Below are 23,124 nucleotides of genomic sequence, written 5' to 3' on the forward strand. Positions count from 1 at the left end.
AACTGTCCGCTAATTATAATTTTGTATTTTTATATTCGCCTAATACTTTGAAATACTCAGCCATGATAATCAATAGTGACTTTGCTTTTGCATAATCTTCATATTTTTCGAAAGTAACATCCACAAAAAACGAATATTTCCAAGGCGTTTCTATTTTTGGTAACGATTGTATTTTGGTCAAATTCAATTTGCAATCGCTCATTACATTTAAAACTGCTGCTAAACTGCCTCGTTTGTGATCCAATTCAAATTTAATGGACGCTCTGTTGATTTCGTTTTCCGGAACAAATGAATTCTCCTTTTTGATAATCACAAAACGTGTCATGTTGTTTTTAATCGTTTGAATCTCCGGAGCCAAAATTTCCAAATCATACATTTCAGAAGCTGTTTTACTAGCGATTGCGGCAATTCCTTTCAATTGTTTTTCCTCAATTCTACGCGCCGTTTCGGCAGTATCTTTATCTTCGACTAATTTTATATTTGGATATTTTTTAAGGAATTCCATACATTGCAAAATAGCCATAGGATGCGAATGTACTTCCTGAATATCTTCCATTTTTTGGCCTTTTAAAGCCATTAAATTTTGGTGAATTATTAAATAATGTTCTCCTATAATGTGTAAATTATTTTTGTCGATCAATGCGTAATTCGGAATAATTGGACCCGCAATCGAATTTTCTATTGCCATAACTGCCTGATCGGATTTGCCGGAAAGCAGGTTATCTACTAGTTCTTCAAAGGACAAACATTCATCAACAACAACATCCTGATTGAAATATTCTTGTGCCACCTGATGGTGAAAAGAACCCGTTATACCTTGTATTCCAATTATTTCATTCATTTTACACGCTTTTAAGCAAAAAAAAATCCCGATTTTCATCGGGATTGTATATTTATAGTATCAATTTAATTTTATAATCAAATAACCATATAACAATCCCTTTCTACTTTCCAGAAGAAATAATAAGAGTTGCTAAAATAAAATCGGTTACTCAACATGACAATGTTTTTTTGTATTGATTGCTATGCGAATGTATTAATAATTTCCAGTTAAGCCAAAAAAAAAAGAGATTTTATTGAACAAAAAGGGGATTCGCTAAAAAACTGGTTATTAATTATATAATGTTTAAAAAAAAGACTTTTAAAATCCTTTTTGGTTAGTCCACATTTGAGATTTTAAAGAAACAAAACATTATTTCTCCAAAATTCATCTTTGAAAACAAACTCAAATTATGCTGCTAATTTTACAGCAAGCCAATTTTTCCCTTCAGAAATTCTCGCTACCACCATTGCCGAAACCAAATCGCCATTCGCATTCAGTAACGTTGCCATAGGATCTACAAGGGTTCCCACGATCATTGCTGCAGGAAGTGCCTGTTCCATTGGAAATCCATAAACGGTTATCGCCAGAATTTCTCCGATGTAACCTCCATTTGGAATGCCGCCTTCGACTACCGAAACAATTACAGTAATTCCTAATGCGATTAGTATCGTATTAGGATCCGTTAACTCTTTTCCAAACATTGCAAAAATAACGGCAATTTTTATAATAGACGACATACTCGAACCATCTTTATGCAAAGGCGCACCAAGAGGAATAACGAGATTTCTAATATGTGCAGGAATATTCATTTTTTCGGCACCTTCCAGATTGGCAGGAATTGTTGCAATGCTGCTGCAAGTTCCCAATGCCGTTAAGGAAGGCGTAATGTTATTTTTCCAAAACACTATAAATCCTAATTTTCCTCCAGCGATAAAAGCGTACAAACTAAAAAATACAATAAAGTAAAAAGCACAAACCGCATAATACAGGCCTAAAGGTTTTGCATAAGCACCAAATAATTGCGGTCCAAAAATCCCAACTTGATACGCAAAATAAGCACCAAGACCTATTGGAGCCGTTTTCATAATCATATGGAGCAATTGTTTCATCACTTCGTTTCCTGAATTCAAGAACCGACTAAAATCTTTTCCTTTCTCTCCCGAATGCAAACTGGCAAATCCTATTAAAAAAGAAAATATAATAAGTGCTAACATATTTTTACGAGACAACAGTTCAAAAAAGTCACTGGCAGTAAGCAACTGGGTAATTTGTGAACCCGCAGAACTTTCCTGAATGCTTTCCAATGGAAGTTTGGAAATTATAATGTCTTGCTGAATAGGAAATAACAATACGCCAACGAGCATCAAAACGGCCGAAATTAATACTGTACTTAAAAACACGCCAATGACAATTGCAAACAATTTACCAAGTTTCTCTGATTTTTCTAAATTGGCAATTGAAGATGCAATCGTAAAAAATATCAACGGGATAATTGCGGTAAACAATAAATTCAGAAATATATCGCCCAAAGGTTTAATCGATTCTACACCTTTTCCAAAAACTAAACCCAATATACTTCCTGCCAAAATTCCGCCGAGAAGCAATAAAATGCTTTTGTAGTTTTTCAAGAAACTGTCTGATCGTGTAGTTTTCAAATTCATGTTCATATATTTTATGGTAAATATATAAATCTAAAATAGAATAAAATCTTACATGGTAAACTTTGACGAAGGTCTTTTATTTATTGAGTTACAAAAACAACAAATCAATACTTTTTCTGTTTACTTTTGCAACAAATAAAATTCCATGTCAATAGCAGTTAATAACATATCCAAAAGTTACGGTTCCCAAAAAGCACTGGATAACATTTCATTTTCCATTAATAAAGGCGAAATTGTTGGTTTTTTAGGTCCAAATGGAGCTGGAAAATCGACTTTGATGAAAATATTGACCACGTATATTAGTGCCGATGAAGGTTCCGCTTTAGTAAATGGAAACGATGTAAACACCCAACAAAAAGCCGTTCAGCTTTCAATTGGTTATTTACCGGAGCACAATCCGTTGTACTTGGATTTATATGTACGTGAATATTTAGCTTTTAACGCTGATGTGTACAAAGTCGCAAAATCCAGAATTGAAGAAGTAATTACGCTTACCGGTTTAAGTACCGAAAGTCATAAAAAAATAGGACAATTATCCAAGGGATACCGTCAACGCGTAGGTCTTGCCAACGCTTTATTACACAATCCTGATGTTTTGATTCTCGATGAACCAACAACTGGTTTAGACCCAAACCAACTAATGGAAATTCGGAATGTGATTAAAAATGTAGGGAAAGACAAAACCGTTTTCCTTTCTACACACATTATGCAAGAGGTCGAAGCCATTTGTGACCGCGTTATTATCATCAATAACGGTAAAATTGTTACCGATAAAAAACTAGATAATTTAATTTCCGAAGATAAGGAGCAAGTTATTGAAGTAGAATTTGATTATAAAATAGAGGAACAAGCTATTTCTAAAATAGAAAATCTTGTTTCTTATAAAAACACGCATGATATGATTTGGGAATTGACTTTCCAAGCGGACAAAGACATGCGTCCAGCTGTTTTTGATTTTGCCAATGCCAATGGTTTGAAAACGCTGCAGCTCAATCAGAAAAATAAAAATTTAGAAGCTGTTTTTAGAGAGATCACGAAAATATAGTAATCAGTGTTCAGTCGCAGTTTGCAGATGAAAAATACTAGCCATTTATACTATTTATACCGTTTGATTTGTCATTCCGACGAGGGAGGAATCCCATTCGGTGAGATTCCTCTTTCACCTGAATGACAAATTTACGAGAATTTGGAATGGAAAAATATATTGATAACCATAAAATCCCTAGCCCAGATAGCAGTGAAAATCCTTTTCTTGTCTCGTTTTTTGAGACAAGAAAAGATTGTAACGAATAGCTGGAAAAAGCTCCTAAAAAACCTTACTCGCTATTTGACGAATATTTTCTGATTTCCCCATAGAATAATAATGCAACACGGGAACGCCGGCCGCTTTCAATTCTAATGATTGTTGGATAGCCCATTCGATTCCCACTTGTCTGATGTCAGCATTGTTTTTGCACTGATCAACCGCCTGAATTAAATCTTCCGGCAAATCAATTCGGAAAATTTGTGGCAATACTTGTAAGTGTCTTTGCACTGCAATAGGTTTGATTCCTGGAATAATAGGAACGGTAATCCCCATTTCTCTGGCTTTGGCAACAAATTTGAAATATTTTGCATTTTCAAAGAACATTTGTGTCACCACATAATCCGCACCTGCATCAACCTTTTCTTTCAGTCTTTTTAAATCTGAAATCAATGACGGCGATTCCAAATGTTTCTCCGGATATCCCGCAACTCCAATGCAAAAATTGGCTTTGTTATCAACATCCATCACGTCATGTAAGTACTTTCCGCAATTCAATTGATCAATTTGTTTGACCAAATCAACGGCAAAATCATTTCCTCCTTGTTTAGGAACAAAAGACTGCTCATCCTTCATCGCGTCACCTCGCAAGGCCATCACATTATCAATTCCCAAATAATGACAATCGACTAATAAATACTCCGTTTCTTCTTTGGTAAAACCTCCACACAGCACATGAGGAACTGTATCTACATTATACTTATGTTTTATGGAAGCACAAATCCCAAGCGTTCCAGGACGCATTCTGGTCAATTTTTTTTCTAATAATCCGTTCCCTTTATCGACATAAATAAATTCTTCGCGAGAAGTAGTAACGTCTATAAATGGTGGTTTAAATTCTATCAACGGATCTATATTGTCGTATAATTCCTGAATGCTTTTGCCTTTTTGAGGCGGAATAATTTCGAAAGAGAATAACGTTTCTCCTTTGGCGTCTTCAATATGTTGTGTTACTTTCATCTTAAGTCTTAAAGTTTGAATGTCAAATGTCGAGAGTCACGTCCTTTGGACTTTATGACTTTTGACTTTATGACTGTGTTTTTAATCTGCTATATTCGGGCTTAACCATCTCGTGGCCACTTCGGTTGAAACGCTTCTTCGTTTCGCATAATCAATGACTTGGTCTTCTTTTATTTTTCCGAGTCCAAAATACTTACTTTGCGGATTTCCAAAATAATACCCAGAAACCGATGAAGCCGGCCACATTGCCATACTTTCAGTCAAAGTCACTCCTATTTCTTGTTCTACATTCAGTAATTTCCAAATCGTTGGTTTTTCTAAATGGTCGGGACAAGCTGGATATCCTGGAGCCGGACGAATTCCTTTATAATCTTCGGCAATCATAGCCTCAGTACTTAAAGCTTCATCAGACGAATAGCCCCAAATTTCTTTTCGGATTTTTTCGTGCAAATATTCCGCGAAAGCTTCCGCAAAACGATCCGCCAATGCTTTGACCATAATCGAATTGTAATCATCTAAATCTCTTTCGAATTCAGCCGCCCACTCATCAACACCAAAACCAGTCGTGACGCAAAATGCGCCCATATAATCCTTTTTTCCGCTATCTTTCGGGGCAATAAAATCCGACAAGGCAATGTTTGGAGCACCTTTTGTTTTTTGTGATTGTTGACGCAACGTCAAAAATTTCTCTAACACTTTTCCGTTTTCATCACTTAACTCAATGTCATCATCGTTCACTTGATTGGCAGGGAAAATTCCATAAATTCCTTTGGCTGTCAGTTTCTTTTCTTTCAAAATAACTTCCAACATTTCTTGTGCATCTGCAAAAACGGAAGTAGCTTGTTCCCCAACAACAGTATCCGTTAAAATCGCCGGATATTTTCCGAACAATTCCCATGTTCTAAAAAACGGCGTCCAGTCAATATAAGGAACCAACACATCCAGATCAACTTCGATAGTTTGTTCTCCAATTACATTTGGTTTTACAGGAGTAAAATTCTCCCAATCCAACTGCAATTTATTTTTACGGGCTTGTTCAATAGTCAAGAAGTTTTTGTCGCGCGAACGATTCAAAAAGGTCTCTCTAAAAGCGTCATAATCAGCCCTGATGTCGCTTGCATATATTTTTCTATCCTTGTTCAATAAATTTCCGGCAACCGTTACGGCTCTCGAAGCATCATTTACATGGATAACCGTTTCTCTGTATTGTGGTGCAATTTTCACGGCAGTGTGCGCTCGTGAAGTGGTTGCTCCCCCAATCATTATAGGAATTTTTATGTTTTTTTTGTCTAATTCCTTGGCCAAATAAACCATTTCGTCAAGCGAAGGAGTTATTAATCCGCTTAATCCAATGATATCTACATTGTGCTCAATAGCTGCTGCAATAATTTTCTCAGGAGTAACCATAACCCCTAAATCGATGATTTCATAATTGTTACAGGCCAAAACAACCGAAACAATATTTTTCCCAATATCATGCACATCTCCTTTGACAGTCGCCATTAATATACGACCGGCAAAACTGGAGACTCCATCTTTTTCAGCTTCAATAAAAGGCAGTAAATAAGCCACCGCTTTTTTCATTACTCGGGCTGATTTTACCACTTGAGGCAAAAACATTTTACCTGAACCAAATAAATCCCCAACGACATTCATTCCGGTCATCAAGTTAATTTCGATAACTTCAATAGGTTTTGTTGCTGCCAATCGAGCTTCTTCAACATCGATTTCTATAAATTCATCAACTCCTTTTACTAGCGAATGCGTCAATCGTTCCTGAATAGTTCCTGAACGCCATTCTTGAACTGCTTTTTCATTGTTCTTTAAATCCCCTTTTACATTTTCGGCAAAGTCCAACAACCTTTCGGTGGCATCATCACGTCTGTTTAAAATTACATCTTCAACACGTTCCAAAAGTTCCTTTGGAATTTCATCGTAAATAGAAAGCATCTCTGGATTTACGATCCCCATCGTCATTCCGTTTTGAATAGCATGGTACAAAAAAACCGAGTGCATCGCTTCCCGAACCGTGTCATTTCCTCTAAACGAGAACGAAACATTACTTACCCCACCACTTATGTGCGCATGCGGAAGATTTTCTCGAACCCATTTGGTTCCTCTAAAGAAATCCAAGGCGTTCTCGCGGTGTTCTTCCATTCCTGTTGCTACCGGGAATATATTTAAATCGAAAATAATATCCTGCGGAGGAAAACCAACTTTATTTACCAAAATATCATACGAACGCTGGCAAATTTCTACCCTACGATCGTAATTATCAGCTTGTCCCGTTTCGTCAAAAGCCATAATAATTGCCGCAGCACCGTAGCGCTTAATCAATTTGGCATGATGAATAAATTGCTCTTCGCCTTCTTTTAAAGAAATCGAGTTTACAACACTTTTTCCTTGCACCACTTTTAAACCCGCTTCGATAATATCCCATTTCGAGCTATCAATCATAATTGGAACTCTCGAAATATCAGGTTCAGCAGCGATCAAATTCAGGAATTTTGTCATGGCATATTCGCCATCAAGCATTCCTTCATCCATATTAATATCGATGATTTGCGCACCGCCCTCCACTTGCTCTTTAGCAATACTAAGTGCTTCCTCGTATTTTTCTTCCTTGATTAACCGAAGGAATTTTCTAGAACCAGTAACATTCGTTCGCTCGCCAATATTTACAAAAACGCTTTCTGGCGTAATGATTAAAGGCTCTAATCCTGATAATACAAGGTTTCTTCTCTTTTCTGCGTGTGCCATTTTTTATTTTATTTGATCCTGAAAGGTTTTATAAACCGTATCGGAGTAACTTATTCTTTTTATAATTTGGGCGTGACCCAAAAGGGTCGGGCTATTCGTTCCCGCTCTTTTCCTTCGGCTAAAAAGCCTAAAAAAAGGAGCTCCACTACTATCCCTCACGCAGTTTTGTAGTTTTAATATCATTGCGAGGAACGAAGTAATCTCATCCAGTAAATCCTGCAACGTCATTCTCTTTTTTGTCATTCCGCTCGCGATAACTGAGGTTGAACTACTGTAACATCTCGCAAACATCTATTTTTAAACATACCTACAAGGTTTGAAAAAAACCTTGCAGGAAATTTAATTACATGGTCGCAGTCGAAACTCTAGGTTTGTACTCTTTTGCAATATCAGCAATCAATTTGATATGTTCCGGCGTTGTTCCGCAACAACCGCCTATGATATTGACTAAATTATCGTCTAAATATTCTTTGATAAAGGCTTGCATCTGTTCCGGCGTTTCATCATACTCTCCAAAAGCGTTGGGTAATCCTGCATTAGGATGAGCCGACACGTTGAAAGAAGTATTTTGTGATAAGGTTTGTAAATACGGTTTCAGCAAATCAGCTCCTAAAGCACAATTAAAACCTACGCTCAACAACGGAATGTGCGAAACCGAAACTAAGAAAGCTTCTACGGTTTGACCTGAAAGTGTTCTTCCTGATGCATCGGTAATGGTTCCGGAAACCATGATTGGAATATCAATATTGCGTTCGTCTTTGACTTCTTCAATAGCGAAAAGTGCCGCTTTGGCATTTAACGTATCGAAAATGGTTTCCACCAATAATAAATCACTTCCTCCTTCAATCAACGCTTCCACTTGTTGTTTGTAAGCAATACGTAAATCATCAAAAGTTACCGCTCTGTAACCCGGATCATTTACATCTGGCGACATACTCGCCGTTCTGTTTGTTGGTCCAATTGAACCGGCTACAAAACGAGGTTTATCTGGATTTTTGGCCGTAAATTCATCGGCTACTTCTCGGGCAATTCGTGCCGATTCGTAGTTAAGTTCATAAACAATATCTTCGAGATGGTAATCTGCCATTCCAATGGTGGTTCCAGAAAAAGTATTAGTTTCAACAATATCTGCTCCCGCTTCAAAATAGGCGGCGTGAACTGCACGAATCGCTTGTGGCTGAGTTATTGACAATAAATCGTTGTTTCCTTTTAAGGAATGTGGAAAATCTTTAAAACGTTCTCCACGGAAATCCTCTTCAGAGAAATTGTAACGTTGCAACATGGTTCCCATAGCTCCATCGAGTATGAGTATGTTTTTTTTGATGGCATCATGGATAAGCCCCTTAGCCCCCGAAGGGGGAACTCCTAAACTATCTTTTAAAATCTTTGACATAACTTTTATTTCTTGCAAATCTCGAGACCTATCGAGATTCGTTCTTTTGATTAATAAATACAAAAGTTCACTATTTTAAATCTATAGCCCCGATTGCAGTGGTATCCTTTTTTTATTTTACCTTATTAGGGTTTAAAACCCTAATAAGGTAAAATAAAAAAAGATATAGCGTAAAGCGGGAACGGTACTGGCAAAAAAACGCCAATTGTTCGCTCCTGATACTTAAAATAATTCAGCAGGCTAAAAATATATGTTGTCAAGAAAAGGTTTGAGAAATACTGGGTGAGTATTCGTGTGTTATCTATCTTTGATACTGAAACTGGTTCTGTATAAAGTAGAATGTAGCACCTTCTTTAAAGATAAAGGGTTGCTAAGGTTTCATCGGGTCTTTCCCTCCGCCTTTCGTGATAACTTTCAATAAATATAGGAACAGTGCAAAGTAAAGACAAAGCGCTAATACTTGCAAGTATTAGCGCTTTATTTTTTAACTAGTTTGTACTAAGTTGTTAAACTATGGCTTTAACCACGGCTTTTGGAGCTTCTTTACGAGTTCCGTCAAATCCGTCAACACCAGAAACTGTAGTATATTTCAATACATATTTTTTCCCCGGATTGATGATTTGGTAGGCTGCCTGACACATCATAGTTGCTTCGTGGAATCCACAAAGAATCAATTTCAGTTTTCCTGGATAAGTGTTTACGTCACCAATGGCAAAAATTCCCGGAATATTCGTTTGATAATCCAAAGCATTATTTACTTTGATGGCATTTTTTTCAATGTCTAATCCCCAGTCTCCAATAGGACCTAACTTTGGAGTTAATCCAAAAAGCGGAATAAAATAATCCGTTTCTATAGTACGATGCGCTCCATTTTCCTCAATATCGATTGACTCCAAATGTTCGGCTCCATTCAAACCAACAACTTCTGCCGGCGTGATCATTCTTATTTTCCCTAAATCTTTTAACTCCTGCACTTTTTCGACCGAATCCAAGGCTCCTCTGAATTCATTTCTACGGTGAATTAAAGTCACTTCGGAAGCAATATTCGACAAGAAAATACTCCAGTCTAAAGCAGAATCTCCTCCACCAGCAATCACCACTCTTTTGTCTCTAAATTTTTCCGGATTTTTAATGAAATATTTGATTCCCTTATCTTCGTAAAATTCGATGTCTTCTATCAATGGTTTTCTGGGTTCAAAACTTCCTAATCCACCAGCAATCGCAACAACTGGAGCATGGAATTTTTTACCCTTATTTGATGTTACAATGAAACTTCCGTCCTCTTGTTTTTCAATCGTTTCTGCACGTTCTCCAAGAGTGAATCCTGGTTCAAATTGCTTGATTTGTTCCATTAAATTATCCACCAGATCTCCCGCCAATACTTCTGGAAAACCCGGAATATCATAAATAGGTTTTTTAGGATACAATTCAGATAATTGACCGCCCGCTTGTGGCAAAGCATCTAAAATATGGCATTTCAATTTCAATAATCCTGCTTCAAAAACGGCAAATAAACCTGTTGGTCCGGCTCCTATTATCAGTATGTCTGTTTTAATCATTTTTATATTCTTTTATTCCTCCCCCCAGCCTCCTCCAAAGGAGGGAGAGACTTGGTAGAGTTTCTTTTGTTATACTTATTCTTACTTATTATTATTTTTACAAATGAACGAATGATTCTCTCAAAAATAAATGATAAATATCAGTCGAATTCTTTATTGTTTATTCTATTCTCTTGGCTCTTTATTTTTTAACGCCTCAGTGATTTCATTCATTTTTTGAACTTTTTCTTCAAAATTCCCCTTGAGTGTTTTGCGATATTCATTTAGGTTTTCAACCATTTTATTAATATCGTCCGGAATTATTTCTTCAAAAAACTCTCGTAATCTTTTGGCTGTTGTCGGTGATTTTCCGTTAGTTGAGATGGCTATTTTTACATTTCCTTTGGTTACAATTCCGCCCAAATAATAATCACATAATGGCGGTGTATCCGCAATATTACAAATCAAATATCTTTTTCGGGACAAATCATAAATCCTTTTATTGACGTTTAAATCATCTGTACAAGCAATGACCATGTGGCGTTTGCGAAGCATCCACCGATTGAATTTTCTGTAGGTCAATTTTACCGAAGGATGTTTTGCGGCCAAGCTTTCCAGCTCTGGCAGAAACTTTGGCGCAACCACCTCAACATTGGCGTTTGGACTTGATTTTAAAAGAAATGATAATTTTTCTAAACCCACGTTTCCTCCCCCCACAATAAGTACATTGAGGTTGTGTAATTTTAAAAAAACAGGATATAATTCGTTTCTTTCCAATGTTATTGTATTTCTTTTGCTATAAATTCTTCATAAAATCCTTTCAATTTATTGCTTTCTTTAACTACTTCTCCAATGACAATAATCGCAGGGTTACTTAATTTATTCTCCGCCACAACTCGCTGAATTGTATTAATTGTTCCCACACCAATTTTCTCCTGAATCGTAGTTCCGTTTTGAATAATTGCAACGGGAGTCTCTCCTTTGGATTCATTCTGGAATAGTTCAATAATCTGAGACAACTTACTCATTCCCATCAATATCACAACTGTTGCCGATGATTGCGCTGCTAAAGCCACATCATTTGACAATTTCCTGTCAGAAGTTGTACCTGTAATTACCCAAAAACTTTCGGAAACACCTCTTTTTGTCAAAGAAATACCTTGATAAGCGGGAACGGCAATCGACGATGAAATTCCAGGCACTACAAATGTAGGTATCCCAAAACTTTCTACAAAGTCTATTTCCTCACCGCCACGACCAAAAATAAATGGATCGCCACCTTTTAACCGAACCACATGTCCGTAGGTAAGCGCGTTATCTACAATCAATTGGTTGATTTGGTCTTGTGTATATTCATGACAACCTTTGCGTTTGCCTACAAATATTTTAATTGCTTTTTTAGGTGCATAACTTAAAATTTCTTCGTTTGCCAAGGCATCATACAAAACGACATTGGCCTCAGCTAGTGCCTTTGCACCTTTGATCGTCAACAGATCCGGATCACCTGGACCCGCACCCACTAGCGTAACTGTTGGTTTTATATTTTTAAGCATCGGCTAAATCTTTTGCTCTATATTTCTCTATTGTATCAAAAAACGCAACGCCTTGTTGGATGTATTTTTGTGCAAATTCTGCCGAAGGCTCATTCGATTTGATTTGATAAACCAAATCTTTAAAGCTTGAATCCAATTCTATTTTTTTGCTTTCGATAAAAACAGTATCAAATAAATCGATAATCCCAGCGTGGTGATTTGTTTTTTCGTTTTCAGCCAATAATATTGCTTTGGCACCGTTTACAAAACCTGCGTACGCCAAGTAAATCGCATCTGCCCATTTTTTATCTTCGAAAGCTTCTTGCGCGAAAGTCATTTTATCTTTGGCTTCCAATATTAAAGTAGCCACCAAATCAATGACAACGCCAGCGCATTCTCCTACTCCGACTGCTTTTACGTAATTATCAGCATTCCCCCAATCTACAAAATCAGCCTCCGTAAGGTTTGTTATATCAGCCAATGGCTTCAAAAATTCATAGAAATATTTCTCCCCTTTGGCAACATAATAATTCAAGAACGATTGTCCGTTTCCGTTTGCCTCAAAATCATTTAAAATATAACGCAACGCATCAGGTCCTCTTCTGCTTGGAATTTTGATTACTTTATCCGAAAATCTTCCGTTTCCGTTTCCTAAATTCCCTCCACCTAATAAAACCTGAAGAGCCGGAGCTACCAACTTTCCTGCATTAATGGACATTCCTTGGAAACCTATTTCGGACATATTATGCTGTCCGCAAGCATTCATACAACCGCTAATTTTTATGGCGATTTGCTGATTGTTGCTGTATTGTGGATATTCCGTTTTTAATACTCTTTCTAATTCATCTGCTATACCAGTACTGCTAGCGATACCTAAATTACAAGTATCGGTACCGGGACAAGCCGTGATGTCTCCGATAGTTTCATAGCCTAAAGTAACAAAATCCAATTTGGCTAATTCTTGGTAAAAGAACGCTAGATTTTCTTCTTTGATATTACGCAAAACAATGTTTTGTCGCAATGAAAAGCGCAATTCATTCGCTCCGTAATTCTTAATCAAATCTGCTAGCAATTTTGCTTTGTCTGTATAAAAATCTCCTAAAAGCACTTTGATACCAATAGCTACATATCCTGTTTGTTTTTGTACAATCACATTTGATTTTGTCCAAGCTTCAAAAGCTTCAACATCATCAATTGTGACTGCTGGCACTGCCAATAAAGGTTCTGTAATTGGACCTTCAAAAGCGGTAGTGTCAATTTCATAAGAATGAAAAGGCAAGGCTTTTTTCTCTTCGTCAACCAAACGTAAAAACTCCTCACGACCCAGGTCTTTAATTAAGAATTTCATACGTGCTTTCAAACGTTTTGTTCTTTCTCCAAATCGGTCAAAAACCCTAATTATCCCTTCGGCAGTTGGAATAATTTGATTAACAGGTACAAATTCCGAAAGCAATTCAGCATGACTTGGTTGAGAACCTAAACCTCCCGCAAACATTATTTTGAACCCTTTTTCGCCATTTACAATTTTTGGAATAAAACCTAAATCGTGCACGTAACTCAAAGCAGTGTCTTTATCAGAAGAGGAGAATGATATTTTGAATTTACGTCCCATTTCCTGACAAATTGGGTTACGCAATAAATATTGGAATAGAGCGTGTGCATACGGGGATACATCAAAAGGCTCATCTACATCTACGCCCGCTAATTCACTTGCCGTAATATTACGCACGGTGTTTCCGCAAGCTTCTCTCAGAGTGATATCATTTTTGGCCAGCTCAGACCAAAGCTCAGGTGTTCTGTCTAAACTCACATAGTGAATCTGAATATCCTGCCTGGTGGTAATATGCAAACGTCCTGTCGAATATTTATCCGATACTTCAGTAATACGCTTCAATTGCTCACTAGTCACTTTTCCGAATGGCAATTTAATACGAATCATTTGCACGCCTTCTTGACGTTGACCGTAAATACCACGTGCCAAACGAAGACTGCGAAAACGCTCATCGTCAATTTGTCCACTTCTGAAAGAATGAATTTTTTTCTCTAAATCGATAATCTCTCTTTGGACAATCGGATCTTCTATTTCAGTTCTAAAACTTTGCATATTTGTTATATTTTTAGCAACAGCTAAGTTTAGTTTATAAAACCAACTCCTGCAGTTGTATTGGTTGCGGCATCTATCAAAATAAAAGCACCGTTTGACTTGTTGTCGTTGTAAGCATCAAAATATATAGCCTTACTCAACTTAATATTCACTTCTCCTATTTCATTAATTGCTAACTGAGTTGCCGGACTTGAACCCGAATAATCCGTTGCAATCACATTTTTTATACTTTCAATTTTTGCTAAAACTCGATTCGTGTTGTGTTGTATAAAATATTTTGTTCCCGGCACTAACTTTTTACTGTCCATCCAACAAACTGTAGCATTAATATCTTTTTCGATTCTTGGAAGCTCATTTGACTTGACAATCATATCGCCTCTAGTTACATTGATATCGTTTTCCAGTTCCAAAGTAACAGAAGCGCCTGCTGTAGCTGCATCAAATTGCTGATCAAAAAAGTGAATGTTAGTCACTTTAGATTCTGTCAAAGAAGGGAGAACCGTTACCGCATCGCCAACTTTAATAGTGTTACCATATAGTTTTCCGGCATACCCTCTAAAGTCATGATACTCTTCCGTTTTTGGTCTGATAACGGTTTGAATCGGGAAACGTGCTTTTCCTGTTTCAAAAACATCTTCTGGTTCTAACGCTTCTAAATGTTCCAAAACCGTTTGTCCAGTATACCATGGCATGTTCTCTGATTTATCCGCAACGTTTCCTCCGTTAATAGCACTCAACGGAATGTAACTTACGTTTTGCTCTTTAAAAGAACTTTTACTGTTCAATGCCTGAAAATCAGCTTTTATTTTATTGTAAACTTCTTCCGAATAATCCACTAAATCCATTTTGTTTACCGCAACAATCACCTCTTTTACTCGCAGTAAATTATTGATAAAAAAGTGACGGTATGTTTGCTCAATAACTCCCTTACGAGCATCAATCAAAATGATTGAAACTTGCGAAGTAGAAGCTCCGGTAACCATGTTTCGTGTATATTCTACGTGACCCGGAGTATCGGCAATAATGTAACTTTTTTTAGCAGTCGAAAAATAAATATGCGCAACATCAATCGTGATTCCTTGTTCTCTCTCAGCAACCAAACCATCGGTCGCCAATGAAAAATCCAAGTAATCGTATCCCTTTTGCTTACTGCTTTTTTCTATTGCTTCAATTTTATCTGTAGTCAACGATTTTGTATCGTATAATAATCTTCCGATTAAGGTACTCTTTCCGTCATCTACACTTCCTGCTGTTGCTATTTTTAAAACTTCCATATTACCGTTATGTATTCCCCTCCCCGACCCTCCCCGAAGGAAAGGGAGACGAGTCTGGCATTTATTTAATTAAAAAATCAATTTTTTATCTATTTTACTACTTTATAAAACCCTCAACCAATGGACACTTTTTATCCGGCTATGGCTCCCTCCCATTCGGGGAGGGCAGGGGTGGGGATTTTAAAAGTACCCTTGTTGTTTTCTTTTTTCCATTGCAGCTTCCGAACGTTTGTCATCAATTCTGGCACCTCTTTCTGAGATCGTCGAAGATCTAATTTCGCCTACTACTTCTTGAATCGTTGCTGCATAAGAATCAACAGCTGCTGTACAACTCATATCTCCAACGGTTCTAAAGCGAACAATTCTTTCTTCAATTTCTTCATCTTCTTCCTGGTACACAAATGGAGAATGGGACCAAATCATATTGTCTCTCCAGAATACTTTACGTTTGTGTGAAAAATAAATCGATGGAATTTCGATTTGCTCTTGTTCAATGTAACTCCACACATCTAATTCAGTCCAGTTCGAAATTGGGAACACACGAACGTTTTGACCATTTTCAATTTTTCCGTTCAAAATATCAAACAATTCCGGACGTTGGTTTTTCTCATCCCATTGACCAAAATCATCACGAACAGAAAAAATACGTTCTTTAGCTCTTGCTTTTTCTTCATCACGACGCGCTCCGCCAATACAAGCATCAAATTTAAATTCTTCGATTGCGTCCAAAAGTGTAGTCGTTTGCAAACTGTTTCTGCTGGCATACTTCCCTGATTCTTCTACAACTCTACCTTCGTCAATAGCATCTTGTACATTACGAACGATTAATTCCAATCCTAATTCAGCAACTAATTTATCTCTGAAAGCAATAGTTTCCGGAAAATTATGACCTGTATCAACGTGCAACAATGGGAAAGGAATTTTCGCAGGAAAAAATGCTTTTTGTGCTAATCGAACTAATGTGATCGAATCTTTTCCACCAGAGAAAAGTAAAACTGGCTTGTCAAATTGAGAAATCACTTCTCTAAATATGTATATCGCTTCGCTTTCTAAAGCGTTTGTTTTTAATATTGAACTCATTTTTTTTATTTAAAAATTTAAATAATTGAAAAATTTAAAGATTCCAACAATCATTTATAATTTATAATTCATAATTACTTTTGGTGCAAGCCACACTCTTTATGACTTGATTCCCACCACCATCTGCCCGCTCGTATATCTTCATCAGCAGTAATTGCTCTGGTACATGGAGCGCATCCTATACTTACAAATCCTTGTTTGTGCAATGCATTTTGTGGCACATTATTGTGATCAATATATTTTTTAACTTCTTCTAAAGTCCATTTCAATAATGGATTGAATTTCATAATGTCGAATTTTTCATCGTACTCAAAAAGGTCTAAATCATTTCTGTTTTCTGATTGCTCTGCTCTTAAACCGGTAATCCAAATCGAATTTCCTTTCAATGCTTTAGTCAAAGGAGCCACTTTTCGAATAAAACAACATTCTTTTCTGTTCTCCACCGATTCGTAAAAACTGTTTGGACCTTTTTGATTTAACAAATTTTCTACTTCAGAAGCCTCCGGAAAATAAACCTTAATTTCCTTTTTATACTTTTTTAATGTCTTGTGAAAAACATCATATGTTTCTTGAAATAGTCTTCCTGTATCTAAGGTAAAAATGGTAATTGGTAAATCATTTTTTGCAATTAAAGCCGTAATCACTTGATCTTCCTGTCCAAAAGAAGTAGAAAAAACAACTTTATCTTTGTATTCATTAGCCAAAAAAGCAAGTGTTTCCTCGATGGATAAGCTTCTTGTTTTTTCTAATAAAGTATTGGTTATCGCTATGCTCATAATTTCGTTTCTCTTTATAATAATTTAGACAGTGTTTTTAAACTTAAAATAATAATTAAAATTCCAACCAAAATCATCATAGGTTTTCTCTTTATTTTATTAACTAAAATAGCGGCAATTGGAGCAGCAATAACACCTCCTAAAATCAACCCTATAATCACTTGCCATCCTTGAATTCCTCCAAAAAGCATGAATGTTACACCGCTGGCAAAAGCTACCGCAAACTCAGCTGCATTGACAGATCCAATCGTATATCTGGGATTCCTACCGCGTCCTAGCAAGGTGGAGGTCACAATTGGCCCCCAGCCACCGCCACCAACTGCATCCATAAAACCTCCAAAAGAAGCTAAAATATTCAATCGTTTGGTTTTCTTTTTAATGATGTTTTTTTGCATCGCTTTTCTGATAATTATAATCGCCAAGGCTATCATATAGACCGCAATAAAAGGTTTTATCGCATCACCGTCAATCACATCCGAAAGTAAATAAGCACCTGCAATAGAGCCTAAAACCCCCGGAATTAACAAATGTCTCACTAGTTTTTTATTGATATTCCCAAATCGATGATGAGAAATCGCAGAAGCTCCGGTTGTAAACATTTCAGCAACGTGAACACCTGTACTACTAGTCGCTGGTGGAATGCCATACGCCAATAAAAAAGAAGTTGAAGTCGCCCCATATCCCATTCCTAATGTTCCATCTACTAATTGTGCAAAAACACCGATACAGAAAAAAATTAAAAATTCCTGATTAAATCCCGCAATAAAACCATCCCAAGAAAATTCTGTATAATGATTGTAGACCAATGTAGAAATTAAACCTACCAATAAAATAACTGGAATAATAACCCATAAGCGTTCTTTAAAAGTCGTTTCCGATTTTACATTAATATTAATGGCTTTCAATTCTTGGCTCATGCTTTTTTTATTCAACTGTTTTTACTATTTAAATATATTACCCCATCGGAATAGTAGATTACTATGCAAAAGTAAAACTTTTAACTTAACTACAAAATTTATTTTGTGATTATTCTCTAAAATGCAATGTCAGCCAAGGTATTACTCTCTAAAATTTTCAGGGTGTTATCACGAACTTCAATCATTAGTTTCCGAACAGCACAAGTAGCTTCATCCGAACAGTCCACACAACGCTCATAAAAATTATGGCTGGCACAAGGAAGTAATGCAATTGGCCCTTCGAGAATGCGATATACATGGGCCATATTGATGTCTTTGGGATCTTTTATCAAATAATAGCCACCGCCTTTTCCTTTTTTGGCTCCTAAAAAACCTGAATGACGCAGCAACAATAAAATACTTTCTAAAAATTTAATCGAAATAGTCTCGCTCTTGGCTATCTCCGCTATTTGTACAGGAGAATTGTCTTTTTGGCGTGCCAAAAAAGTAAGCGCTTTTATTCCGTATTTTGTTTTCTTTGAAAGCATAATTAATTTTTGATTGAAGGTTAACGATTTTTGATAGCAAATTTAAAAGTAATTTGAAATCAAAAAATCAGCCCTAATTTAACAACAAAAATATACTTTTTGAACGAAGATTAACAATTATAATTACACAGAAAATCTGCAAAGTATAATCGTTAATCTTATCCAGAAGCTTAAGGACTGAAATCTTTACGAAAGGCCCCGCTCCAAATCAGCGATTACATCTTTTACAGTTTCCAATCCTACTGAAACACGCACTAAACCATCGGTAATACTGACCGCCAAACGCTCTTCAACAGATAATTTACTGTGTGTTGTTGATGCAGGATGCGTGACAATTGTTCTGGTATCCCCCAAATTTGGTGATAAAGAGCATAGCTTTAATTTATCCAAAAAATTTCTGCCGGCTTCAAGACCGCCCTTTATTTCAAAAGCTACAATGTTGCCACCCAATTTCATTTGCTTTTGAGCAATTTCGTATTGTGGATGCGATTTCAAAAATGGGTATTTTACACGATTTACGTTCGGATGCTGCTCTAAAAACTCCGCTACTTTCAAGGCGTTTTCACAATGTCTGTCCAAACGAATCGCCAAGGTTTCAAGGCTTTTCGACAATACCCAAGCGTTAAACGGCGATAAGGAAGGCCCTGTAAGTCGAGAAAATAAATAGATTTTTTGAATCAATTCAGCATCACCAACTGTTATTCCTCCCAAGACTCTACCTTGACCGTCCATTAACTTTGTAGCGGAATGCACCACTAAGTGCGCGCCCCATTTTATAGGTTGTTGCAAATAAGGTGTTGCAAAACAGTTGTCAATTATCAAAATCAAATTGTGTTTTTTGGCAATCGTCCCTAAAAGTTCCAAATCGATAATATCAACAGCCGGATTGGTTGGTGATTCAGCAAAAAGAATCCTTGTATTTGGTGTGATAAAACTTTCAATTGTTTCCGGCTTGTTAATATCAAAATAGGAGGTTTCAATATTCCATTTTGGAAAATAATTGATAAATAAAGAATGTGTCGCTCCAAAAACACTACTAGAAGAAACAATATGATCTCCAGATTTCAATAAAGCTGCCAAGGTTGAATACACTGCTGCCATTCCTGATGCGAAGGCAAAACCAGCTGGCGCCCCTTCCATTTTGCACACTTTATCAACAAATTCATTCGTGTTTGGATTACTGTAACGGCTATAAATATTCCTGTCTTTCTCTTCGGCAAAAGAAGCACGCATATCTTCGGCATCCTCAAATACAAAACTTGAAGTTAAGTACAAAGGAACCGAGTGCTCTAAATATTGCGTTCTTTCTAATTGGGTACGGATGGCTAATGTTTCAAAACCAAATTCTTGTTCGTTCATTCTTTTTTAGTTTAAAGTTTAAGGTTTAAAGTTGTTGGAACATTAAATCCAATCACTTTGCTTAAACTACAATGGTTTATTATTCAAAACTACTTTATAATGTATGGTCGCTGTTGGCTCTAATGTTTTAGAGACCGAACAGTATTTTTCAAAAGAAAGTTGTGCGGCTCTAGCTGCTTTTTCTTCATTGATAGGTCCTTCCAAAAAGAATACTACTGTAATATCCTTGAATGGTTTCGCTTCTCCTACTTGTACACGCTCTCCTTCGACTTCAGCTTTGAAAGAAGTGATTTCCTGACGCTGTTTTTTCAAAATCGAAATCATATCAATGGCACTGCAACCAGCAACACCCATCAATACTAATTCCATTGGACTTGCGCCCATATCGTCACCCCCAAATTCTGGTCGACTATCTACGTTTACTATATGCCCACGGTCGTTTTTTAATTCAAAGTGGAAATTGTCGTTTACTCTGTTTAATGTTATTTTCATATTATTCCCCTCCCCAACCCTCCCCGAAGGGAAGGGAGCCAAGACTGGAGGCAGTCCCTTTTTAATTAATTGTATTTGTTTGGACGCGGATAAAACGGATTTTCAAACGCGAATTTTACTTTTAAATATCTTAAATTAAAATCGTTACCCGAGAGCTTGCTCGAACTGGCGAAACAATCTGCAATCTTAAATCATTATCCTTTATCCGATAACCTCAAAATATCTCCAAAAACACCTCTGGCCGTTACTGCTGATCCGGCCCCTGCGCCTTGAATTACAATTGGTCGGTCGCCGTATGATTCGGTGTAAATTTCGAAGAAAGAATCAGAACCTTTCAATCCGCCTAAAGCAGTATCTGATGGTACCGAAACTAGCTTTACTTCCAGATTTCCTTTGTCATTTTGCAAATCGCCTGACAATTCGCCTATGTATCGCAACACGTGATTGGGCTTTTGGTCGGCTTTTATTTTAGCATAAATTGGATCAAACTCCGTCAGTTTATTTAAAAAATCAGAAACATCTCCTTCGCGTAAATGTTCGGGAATTAAATTTTGAATATCAATCTCTTCAAATTCATTTTGCAAGTCTAATTCCCTTGCCAAAATCAATAATTTTCGACCTACATCATTCCCGCATAAATCTTCCCTTGGATCTGGCTCGGTATATCCGTTATCAATAGCTTCTTTCAATATTTCACTGAATGGAGCTTCTTTTGCAGAAAAATTATTGAACAAATAACTTAATGTTCCAGAGAAAACACCTTTAATCTTCGTGATATTTTCTCCCGAAAGGTGCAACAATTTAATCGTATCAATCAACGGTAATCCCGCTCCAACATTCGTTTCATAAAGATAACTTTTTTGATTATCCGTTAATACTTTTCGCAATTTTTTATAAAAACTATAACTTAATGTATTAGCTACCTTATTAGAAGAAATCAAATCAAAACTGCTTACTGCAAGTGGAATGTAATTTTCAACAAATGTGGCACTTGCCGTGTTATCAATCGCAATCAAATTCTCCAAATGATGCTCATTTGCGTAAGCAATTACATCATCGATAGTGTAAGAGAAACCATTATTTTGGATTTCATTTTTCCAATTTGGAGTAACACCATTTTTATTCAGTAACACATTTTTTGAATTGGCAATCGCAAAAACATTCAGTTTGATATCTTTTCTTTTCTCAATAGTTGCAGCCGATTCCAATATTTGGTTAATCAAGGTTCCGCCAACTAATCCATGTCCGAAAATAGCGATATTGATTTTCTTAGATACTCCAAAAATCTCTCCGTGAATCACGTTTAAAGCTTTGTTCAGTTGGGATTTTTTGACAACCAAACTCACGTTTTTACCAGTTACCGTATTATTAAAAAGTATTGGGACAATTTTATTTTTTATCAACGCTGTATAAGGCTTGTGAAATGTACTCAAATCCTGCCCAATGATAGAAATTACCGAAACATCATCCGTCACCGTGATTTTATTTACATCTTTTGAATAGAAATCATTCTCGAATTCTTTCTCTAATTCAATCATGGCCTTTGTGGCCTTATCCGCGGCTACAACTAAACCAATTCCTCTTTCTGAAGAACCCTGAGAAATGATGCTTACGCTAATATCATTGTCGCCCATTACTCTGAAAATACGGGCATCTACACCAGTTTTCCCTAGCAATCCTCTTCCTTCTAAGTTTACTAGTGACACATTCTCCAAGACTGAAAGCGTTTTAATTCCTTCCTTGTTAGAATTGGAAGTAATTAATGTTCCTTTGTTTTCGTGATTAAATGTATTCAAAATACGAAGTGGAATGTTTTTTTCCAATAAAGGAATGATGGTTTTGGCATGAAGAATGGTCGCACCAAAATTGGCTATTTCATTAGCTTCATTAAACGATAAATGATCAATTTTCTTTGCATCAACTACTAAATCAGGATTAGCGGTATAAATTCCGTCTACGTGCGTATAATTTTGTAATTCTTCTGCATTCAAATAATTCGCAATCAACGAAGCGGTATAATTACTGCCGTTTCTTCCTAAAGTGGTTGTATCATTATTATTGTTAGAACCAATAAAACCTGTAATAATATTTACCGTTGTTCCGTTATTTTGCTTGAAATAATTGATGACATTTTTCTTAGAAATTTGTTCCAAAGGTTGCGCATTACCAAATTGAGAATCGGTTTTTATCAATTCTCTAGTATCAACAAAACAAGCATTTATTCCATTTTCAAACAGAATAGCGGTCAGTAATTTTGCAGAAAGCAACTCTCCTTTTGACAGAATCTGATCTTTAATTTTATTGCTGTAATCGCCAATTAAACTTATGCCTTCGAATAATTTTTCCAAAACGGTGAATTCCTCAGACAAATCAACGCTTTCATATTCGTTTTGTTGGTATTTTTTGAAATCCTCAAAAAGCGGTTTATAATCCCCATTTTTAGATGCAATACTTAAAATTTCTTCTAATTCATCCGTAGCATTTCCTCTTGCCGAAACCACAATGGCAATTTCTTCACCCTGATTTACTTTATCGGTTATTATTGCGATCACCTTATTTATTCCGTCGCCATTCGATAATGATTTACCCCCAAATTTTAATATTTTCATTGTGTACTGTTTTTTG

The 23,124-nt window shown here is 36.4% G+C and carries 19 protein-coding genes and 1 riboswitch; of the genes, 1 reads left to right on the forward strand and 18 read right to left on the reverse strand.

Annotated elements, in window-relative coordinates:
* Window positions 1-13: 13 nt before the first annotated feature.
* Window positions 14-841 carry a prephenate dehydratase gene (locus tag ACP7AQ_RS00175; RefSeq protein ID WP_426093863.1) on the reverse strand — a complete coding sequence of 276 codons (828 nt, stop codon included), beginning with the start codon at window positions 839-841 and terminating at the stop codon, window positions 14-16.
* A gap of 389 nt (window positions 842-1,230) precedes the next feature.
* Window positions 1,231-2,484 (reverse strand): dicarboxylate/amino acid:cation symporter, encoded by a 1,254-nt coding sequence (locus tag ACP7AQ_RS00180; RefSeq protein WP_426093865.1) that lies wholly within the window; start codon window positions 2,482-2,484, stop codon window positions 1,231-1,233.
* 145 nt (window positions 2,485-2,629) lie between these two features.
* On the opposite strand from ACP7AQ_RS00180, the gene gldA reads away from it, so the two are divergent.
* A complete protein-coding gene (gene gldA, locus ACP7AQ_RS00185; protein WP_426093867.1) occupies window positions 2,630-3,529 on the forward strand; it encodes a gliding motility-associated ABC transporter ATP-binding subunit GldA in 900 nt (299 codons plus the stop codon).
* Window positions 3,530-3,790: 261 nt separating this feature from the next.
* Here gldA and metF read toward each other — a convergent pair whose 3' ends face one another.
* From metF to thrA, 16 genes are all read right to left on the reverse strand, one after another.
* On the reverse strand, window positions 3,791-4,747 hold the full coding sequence (metF, locus tag ACP7AQ_RS00190) for a methylenetetrahydrofolate reductase [NAD(P)H] (protein WP_426093869.1): 957 nt from the start codon (window positions 4,745-4,747) through the stop codon (window positions 3,791-3,793).
* 81 nt (window positions 4,748-4,828) lie between these two features.
* Window positions 4,829-7,507, reverse strand: a complete 2,679-nt coding sequence (gene metH, locus ACP7AQ_RS00195) for a methionine synthase (RefSeq protein WP_426093871.1) — start codon at window positions 7,505-7,507, stop codon at window positions 4,829-4,831.
* 3 nt (window positions 7,508-7,510) lie between these two features.
* Window positions 7,511-7,750, reverse strand: a complete 240-nt coding sequence (locus ACP7AQ_RS00200) for a hypothetical protein (protein ID WP_426093873.1) — start codon at window positions 7,748-7,750, stop codon at window positions 7,511-7,513.
* 100 nt (window positions 7,751-7,850) lie between these two features.
* Window positions 7,851-8,900 carry a homocysteine S-methyltransferase family protein gene (locus ACP7AQ_RS00205; RefSeq protein WP_426093875.1) on the reverse strand — a complete coding sequence of 350 codons (1,050 nt, stop codon included), beginning with the start codon at window positions 8,898-8,900 and terminating at the stop codon, window positions 7,851-7,853.
* A gap of 294 nt (window positions 8,901-9,194) precedes the next feature.
* Window positions 9,195-9,314: riboswitch (SAM riboswitch) on the reverse strand.
* 92 nt (window positions 9,315-9,406) lie between these two features.
* Window positions 9,407-10,459: an NAD(P)/FAD-dependent oxidoreductase gene (locus tag ACP7AQ_RS00210; RefSeq protein ID WP_426064444.1), complete on the reverse strand. Its 1,053-nt coding sequence runs from the start codon at window positions 10,457-10,459 to the stop codon at window positions 9,407-9,409.
* 165 nt (window positions 10,460-10,624) lie between these two features.
* On the reverse strand, window positions 10,625-11,215 hold the full coding sequence (locus ACP7AQ_RS00215) for a precorrin-2 dehydrogenase/sirohydrochlorin ferrochelatase family protein (protein WP_426093877.1): 591 nt from the start codon (window positions 11,213-11,215) through the stop codon (window positions 10,625-10,627).
* A gap of 2 nt (window positions 11,216-11,217) precedes the next feature.
* On the reverse strand, window positions 11,218-11,991 hold the full coding sequence (cobA, locus tag ACP7AQ_RS00220; protein WP_426093879.1) for a uroporphyrinogen-III C-methyltransferase: 774 nt from the start codon (window positions 11,989-11,991) through the stop codon (window positions 11,218-11,220).
* Window positions 11,984-14,074 carry a nitrite reductase gene (locus ACP7AQ_RS00225; RefSeq protein WP_426093881.1) on the reverse strand — a complete coding sequence of 697 codons (2,091 nt, stop codon included), beginning with the start codon at window positions 14,072-14,074 and terminating at the stop codon, window positions 11,984-11,986. The genes cobA and ACP7AQ_RS00225 overlap by 8 nt, the downstream gene beginning before the upstream one ends.
* Window positions 14,075-14,103: 29 nt before the next feature.
* Complete coding sequence (locus ACP7AQ_RS00230; protein ID WP_426093883.1) at window positions 14,104-15,348, reverse strand: sulfate adenylyltransferase subunit 1; 1,245 nt, start codon at window positions 15,346-15,348, stop codon at window positions 14,104-14,106.
* A 180-nt stretch (window positions 15,349-15,528) separates the two neighbouring features.
* The gene (cysD, locus tag ACP7AQ_RS00235; RefSeq protein ID WP_426093885.1) at window positions 15,529-16,428 is read right to left on the reverse strand and encodes a sulfate adenylyltransferase subunit CysD; all 900 of its coding nucleotides are present in this window, start codon (window positions 16,426-16,428) and stop codon (window positions 15,529-15,531) included.
* 74 nt (window positions 16,429-16,502) lie between these two features.
* Window positions 16,503-17,204, reverse strand: a complete 702-nt coding sequence (locus tag ACP7AQ_RS00240; protein ID WP_426093887.1) for a phosphoadenylyl-sulfate reductase — start codon at window positions 17,202-17,204, stop codon at window positions 16,503-16,505.
* Between the two features lie 14 nt (window positions 17,205-17,218).
* Window positions 17,219-18,121 carry a sulfite exporter TauE/SafE family protein gene (locus ACP7AQ_RS00245; RefSeq protein WP_426093889.1) on the reverse strand — a complete coding sequence of 301 codons (903 nt, stop codon included), beginning with the start codon at window positions 18,119-18,121 and terminating at the stop codon, window positions 17,219-17,221.
* 116 nt (window positions 18,122-18,237) lie between these two features.
* Window positions 18,238-18,648, reverse strand: a complete 411-nt coding sequence (locus ACP7AQ_RS00250) for an RrF2 family transcriptional regulator (protein ID WP_091204240.1) — start codon at window positions 18,646-18,648, stop codon at window positions 18,238-18,240.
* Window positions 18,649-18,834: 186 nt separating this feature from the next.
* Complete coding sequence (locus ACP7AQ_RS00255; RefSeq protein ID WP_426093892.1) at window positions 18,835-20,007, reverse strand: trans-sulfuration enzyme family protein; 1,173 nt, start codon at window positions 20,005-20,007, stop codon at window positions 18,835-18,837.
* Between the two features lie 66 nt (window positions 20,008-20,073).
* On the reverse strand, window positions 20,074-20,499 hold the full coding sequence (locus ACP7AQ_RS00260) for an OsmC family protein (RefSeq protein WP_426064454.1): 426 nt from the start codon (window positions 20,497-20,499) through the stop codon (window positions 20,074-20,076).
* A 194-nt stretch (window positions 20,500-20,693) separates the two neighbouring features.
* A complete protein-coding gene (thrA, locus tag ACP7AQ_RS00265) occupies window positions 20,694-23,108 on the reverse strand; it encodes a bifunctional aspartate kinase/homoserine dehydrogenase I (protein ID WP_426093894.1) in 2,415 nt (804 codons plus the stop codon).
* Window positions 23,109-23,124 lie beyond the last annotated feature (16 nt).

Source organism: Flavobacterium sp. DSR2-3-3, assembly GCF_049896585.1.
In the GTDB taxonomy this organism is placed as follows: Bacteria; Bacteroidota; Bacteroidia; order Flavobacteriales; family Flavobacteriaceae; genus Flavobacterium.

What these genes read in the sequence shown, in the direction of transcription:
- ACP7AQ_RS00175 (WP_426093863.1), bottom strand. Translation starts at nt 841, where the DNA reads ATGAATGAAATAATTGGAATACAAGGTATAACGGGTTCTTTTCACCAT.
- ACP7AQ_RS00180 (WP_426093865.1), bottom strand. Translation starts at nt 2,484, where the DNA reads ATGAATTTGAAAACTACACGATCAGACAGTTTCTTGAAAAACTACAAA.
- gldA (WP_426093867.1), top strand. Translation starts at nt 2,630, where the DNA reads ATGTCAATAGCAGTTAATAACATATCCAAAAGTTACGGTTCCCAAAAA.
- metF (WP_426093869.1), bottom strand. Translation starts at nt 4,747, where the DNA reads ATGAAAGTAACACAACATATTGAAGACGCCAAAGGAGAAACGTTATTC.
- metH (WP_426093871.1), bottom strand. Translation starts at nt 7,507, where the DNA reads ATGGCACACGCAGAAAAGAGAAGAAACCTTGTATTATCAGGATTAGAG.
- ACP7AQ_RS00200 (WP_426093873.1), bottom strand. Translation starts at nt 7,750, where the DNA reads ATGACAAAAAAGAGAATGACGTTGCAGGATTTACTGGATGAGATTACT.
- ACP7AQ_RS00205 (WP_426093875.1), bottom strand. Translation starts at nt 8,900, where the DNA reads ATGTCAAAGATTTTAAAAGATAGTTTAGGAGTTCCCCCTTCGGGGGCT.
- ACP7AQ_RS00210 (WP_426064444.1), bottom strand. Translation starts at nt 10,459, where the DNA reads ATGATTAAAACAGACATACTGATAATAGGAGCCGGACCAACAGGTTTA.
- cobA (WP_426093879.1), bottom strand. Translation starts at nt 11,991, where the DNA reads ATGCTTAAAAATATAAAACCAACAGTTACGCTAGTGGGTGCGGGTCCA.
- ACP7AQ_RS00225 (WP_426093881.1), bottom strand. Translation starts at nt 14,074, where the DNA reads ATGCAAAGTTTTAGAACTGAAATAGAAGATCCGATTGTCCAAAGAGAG.
- ACP7AQ_RS00230 (WP_426093883.1), bottom strand. Translation starts at nt 15,348, where the DNA reads ATGGAAGTTTTAAAAATAGCAACAGCAGGAAGTGTAGATGACGGAAAG.
- cysD (WP_426093885.1), bottom strand. Translation starts at nt 16,428, where the DNA reads ATGAGTTCAATATTAAAAACAAACGCTTTAGAAAGCGAAGCGATATAC.
- ACP7AQ_RS00240 (WP_426093887.1), bottom strand. Translation starts at nt 17,204, where the DNA reads ATGAGCATAGCGATAACCAATACTTTATTAGAAAAAACAAGAAGCTTA.
- ACP7AQ_RS00245 (WP_426093889.1), bottom strand. Translation starts at nt 18,121, where the DNA reads ATGAGCCAAGAATTGAAAGCCATTAATATTAATGTAAAATCGGAAACG.
- ACP7AQ_RS00250 (WP_091204240.1), bottom strand. Translation starts at nt 18,648, where the DNA reads ATGCTTTCAAAGAAAACAAAATACGGAATAAAAGCGCTTACTTTTTTG.
- ACP7AQ_RS00255 (WP_426093892.1), bottom strand. Translation starts at nt 20,007, where the DNA reads ATGAACGAACAAGAATTTGGTTTTGAAACATTAGCCATCCGTACCCAA.
- ACP7AQ_RS00260 (WP_426064454.1), bottom strand. Translation starts at nt 20,499, where the DNA reads ATGAAAATAACATTAAACAGAGTAAACGACAATTTCCACTTTGAATTA.
- thrA (WP_426093894.1), bottom strand. Translation starts at nt 23,108, where the DNA reads ATGAAAATATTAAAATTTGGGGGTAAATCATTATCGAATGGCGACGGA.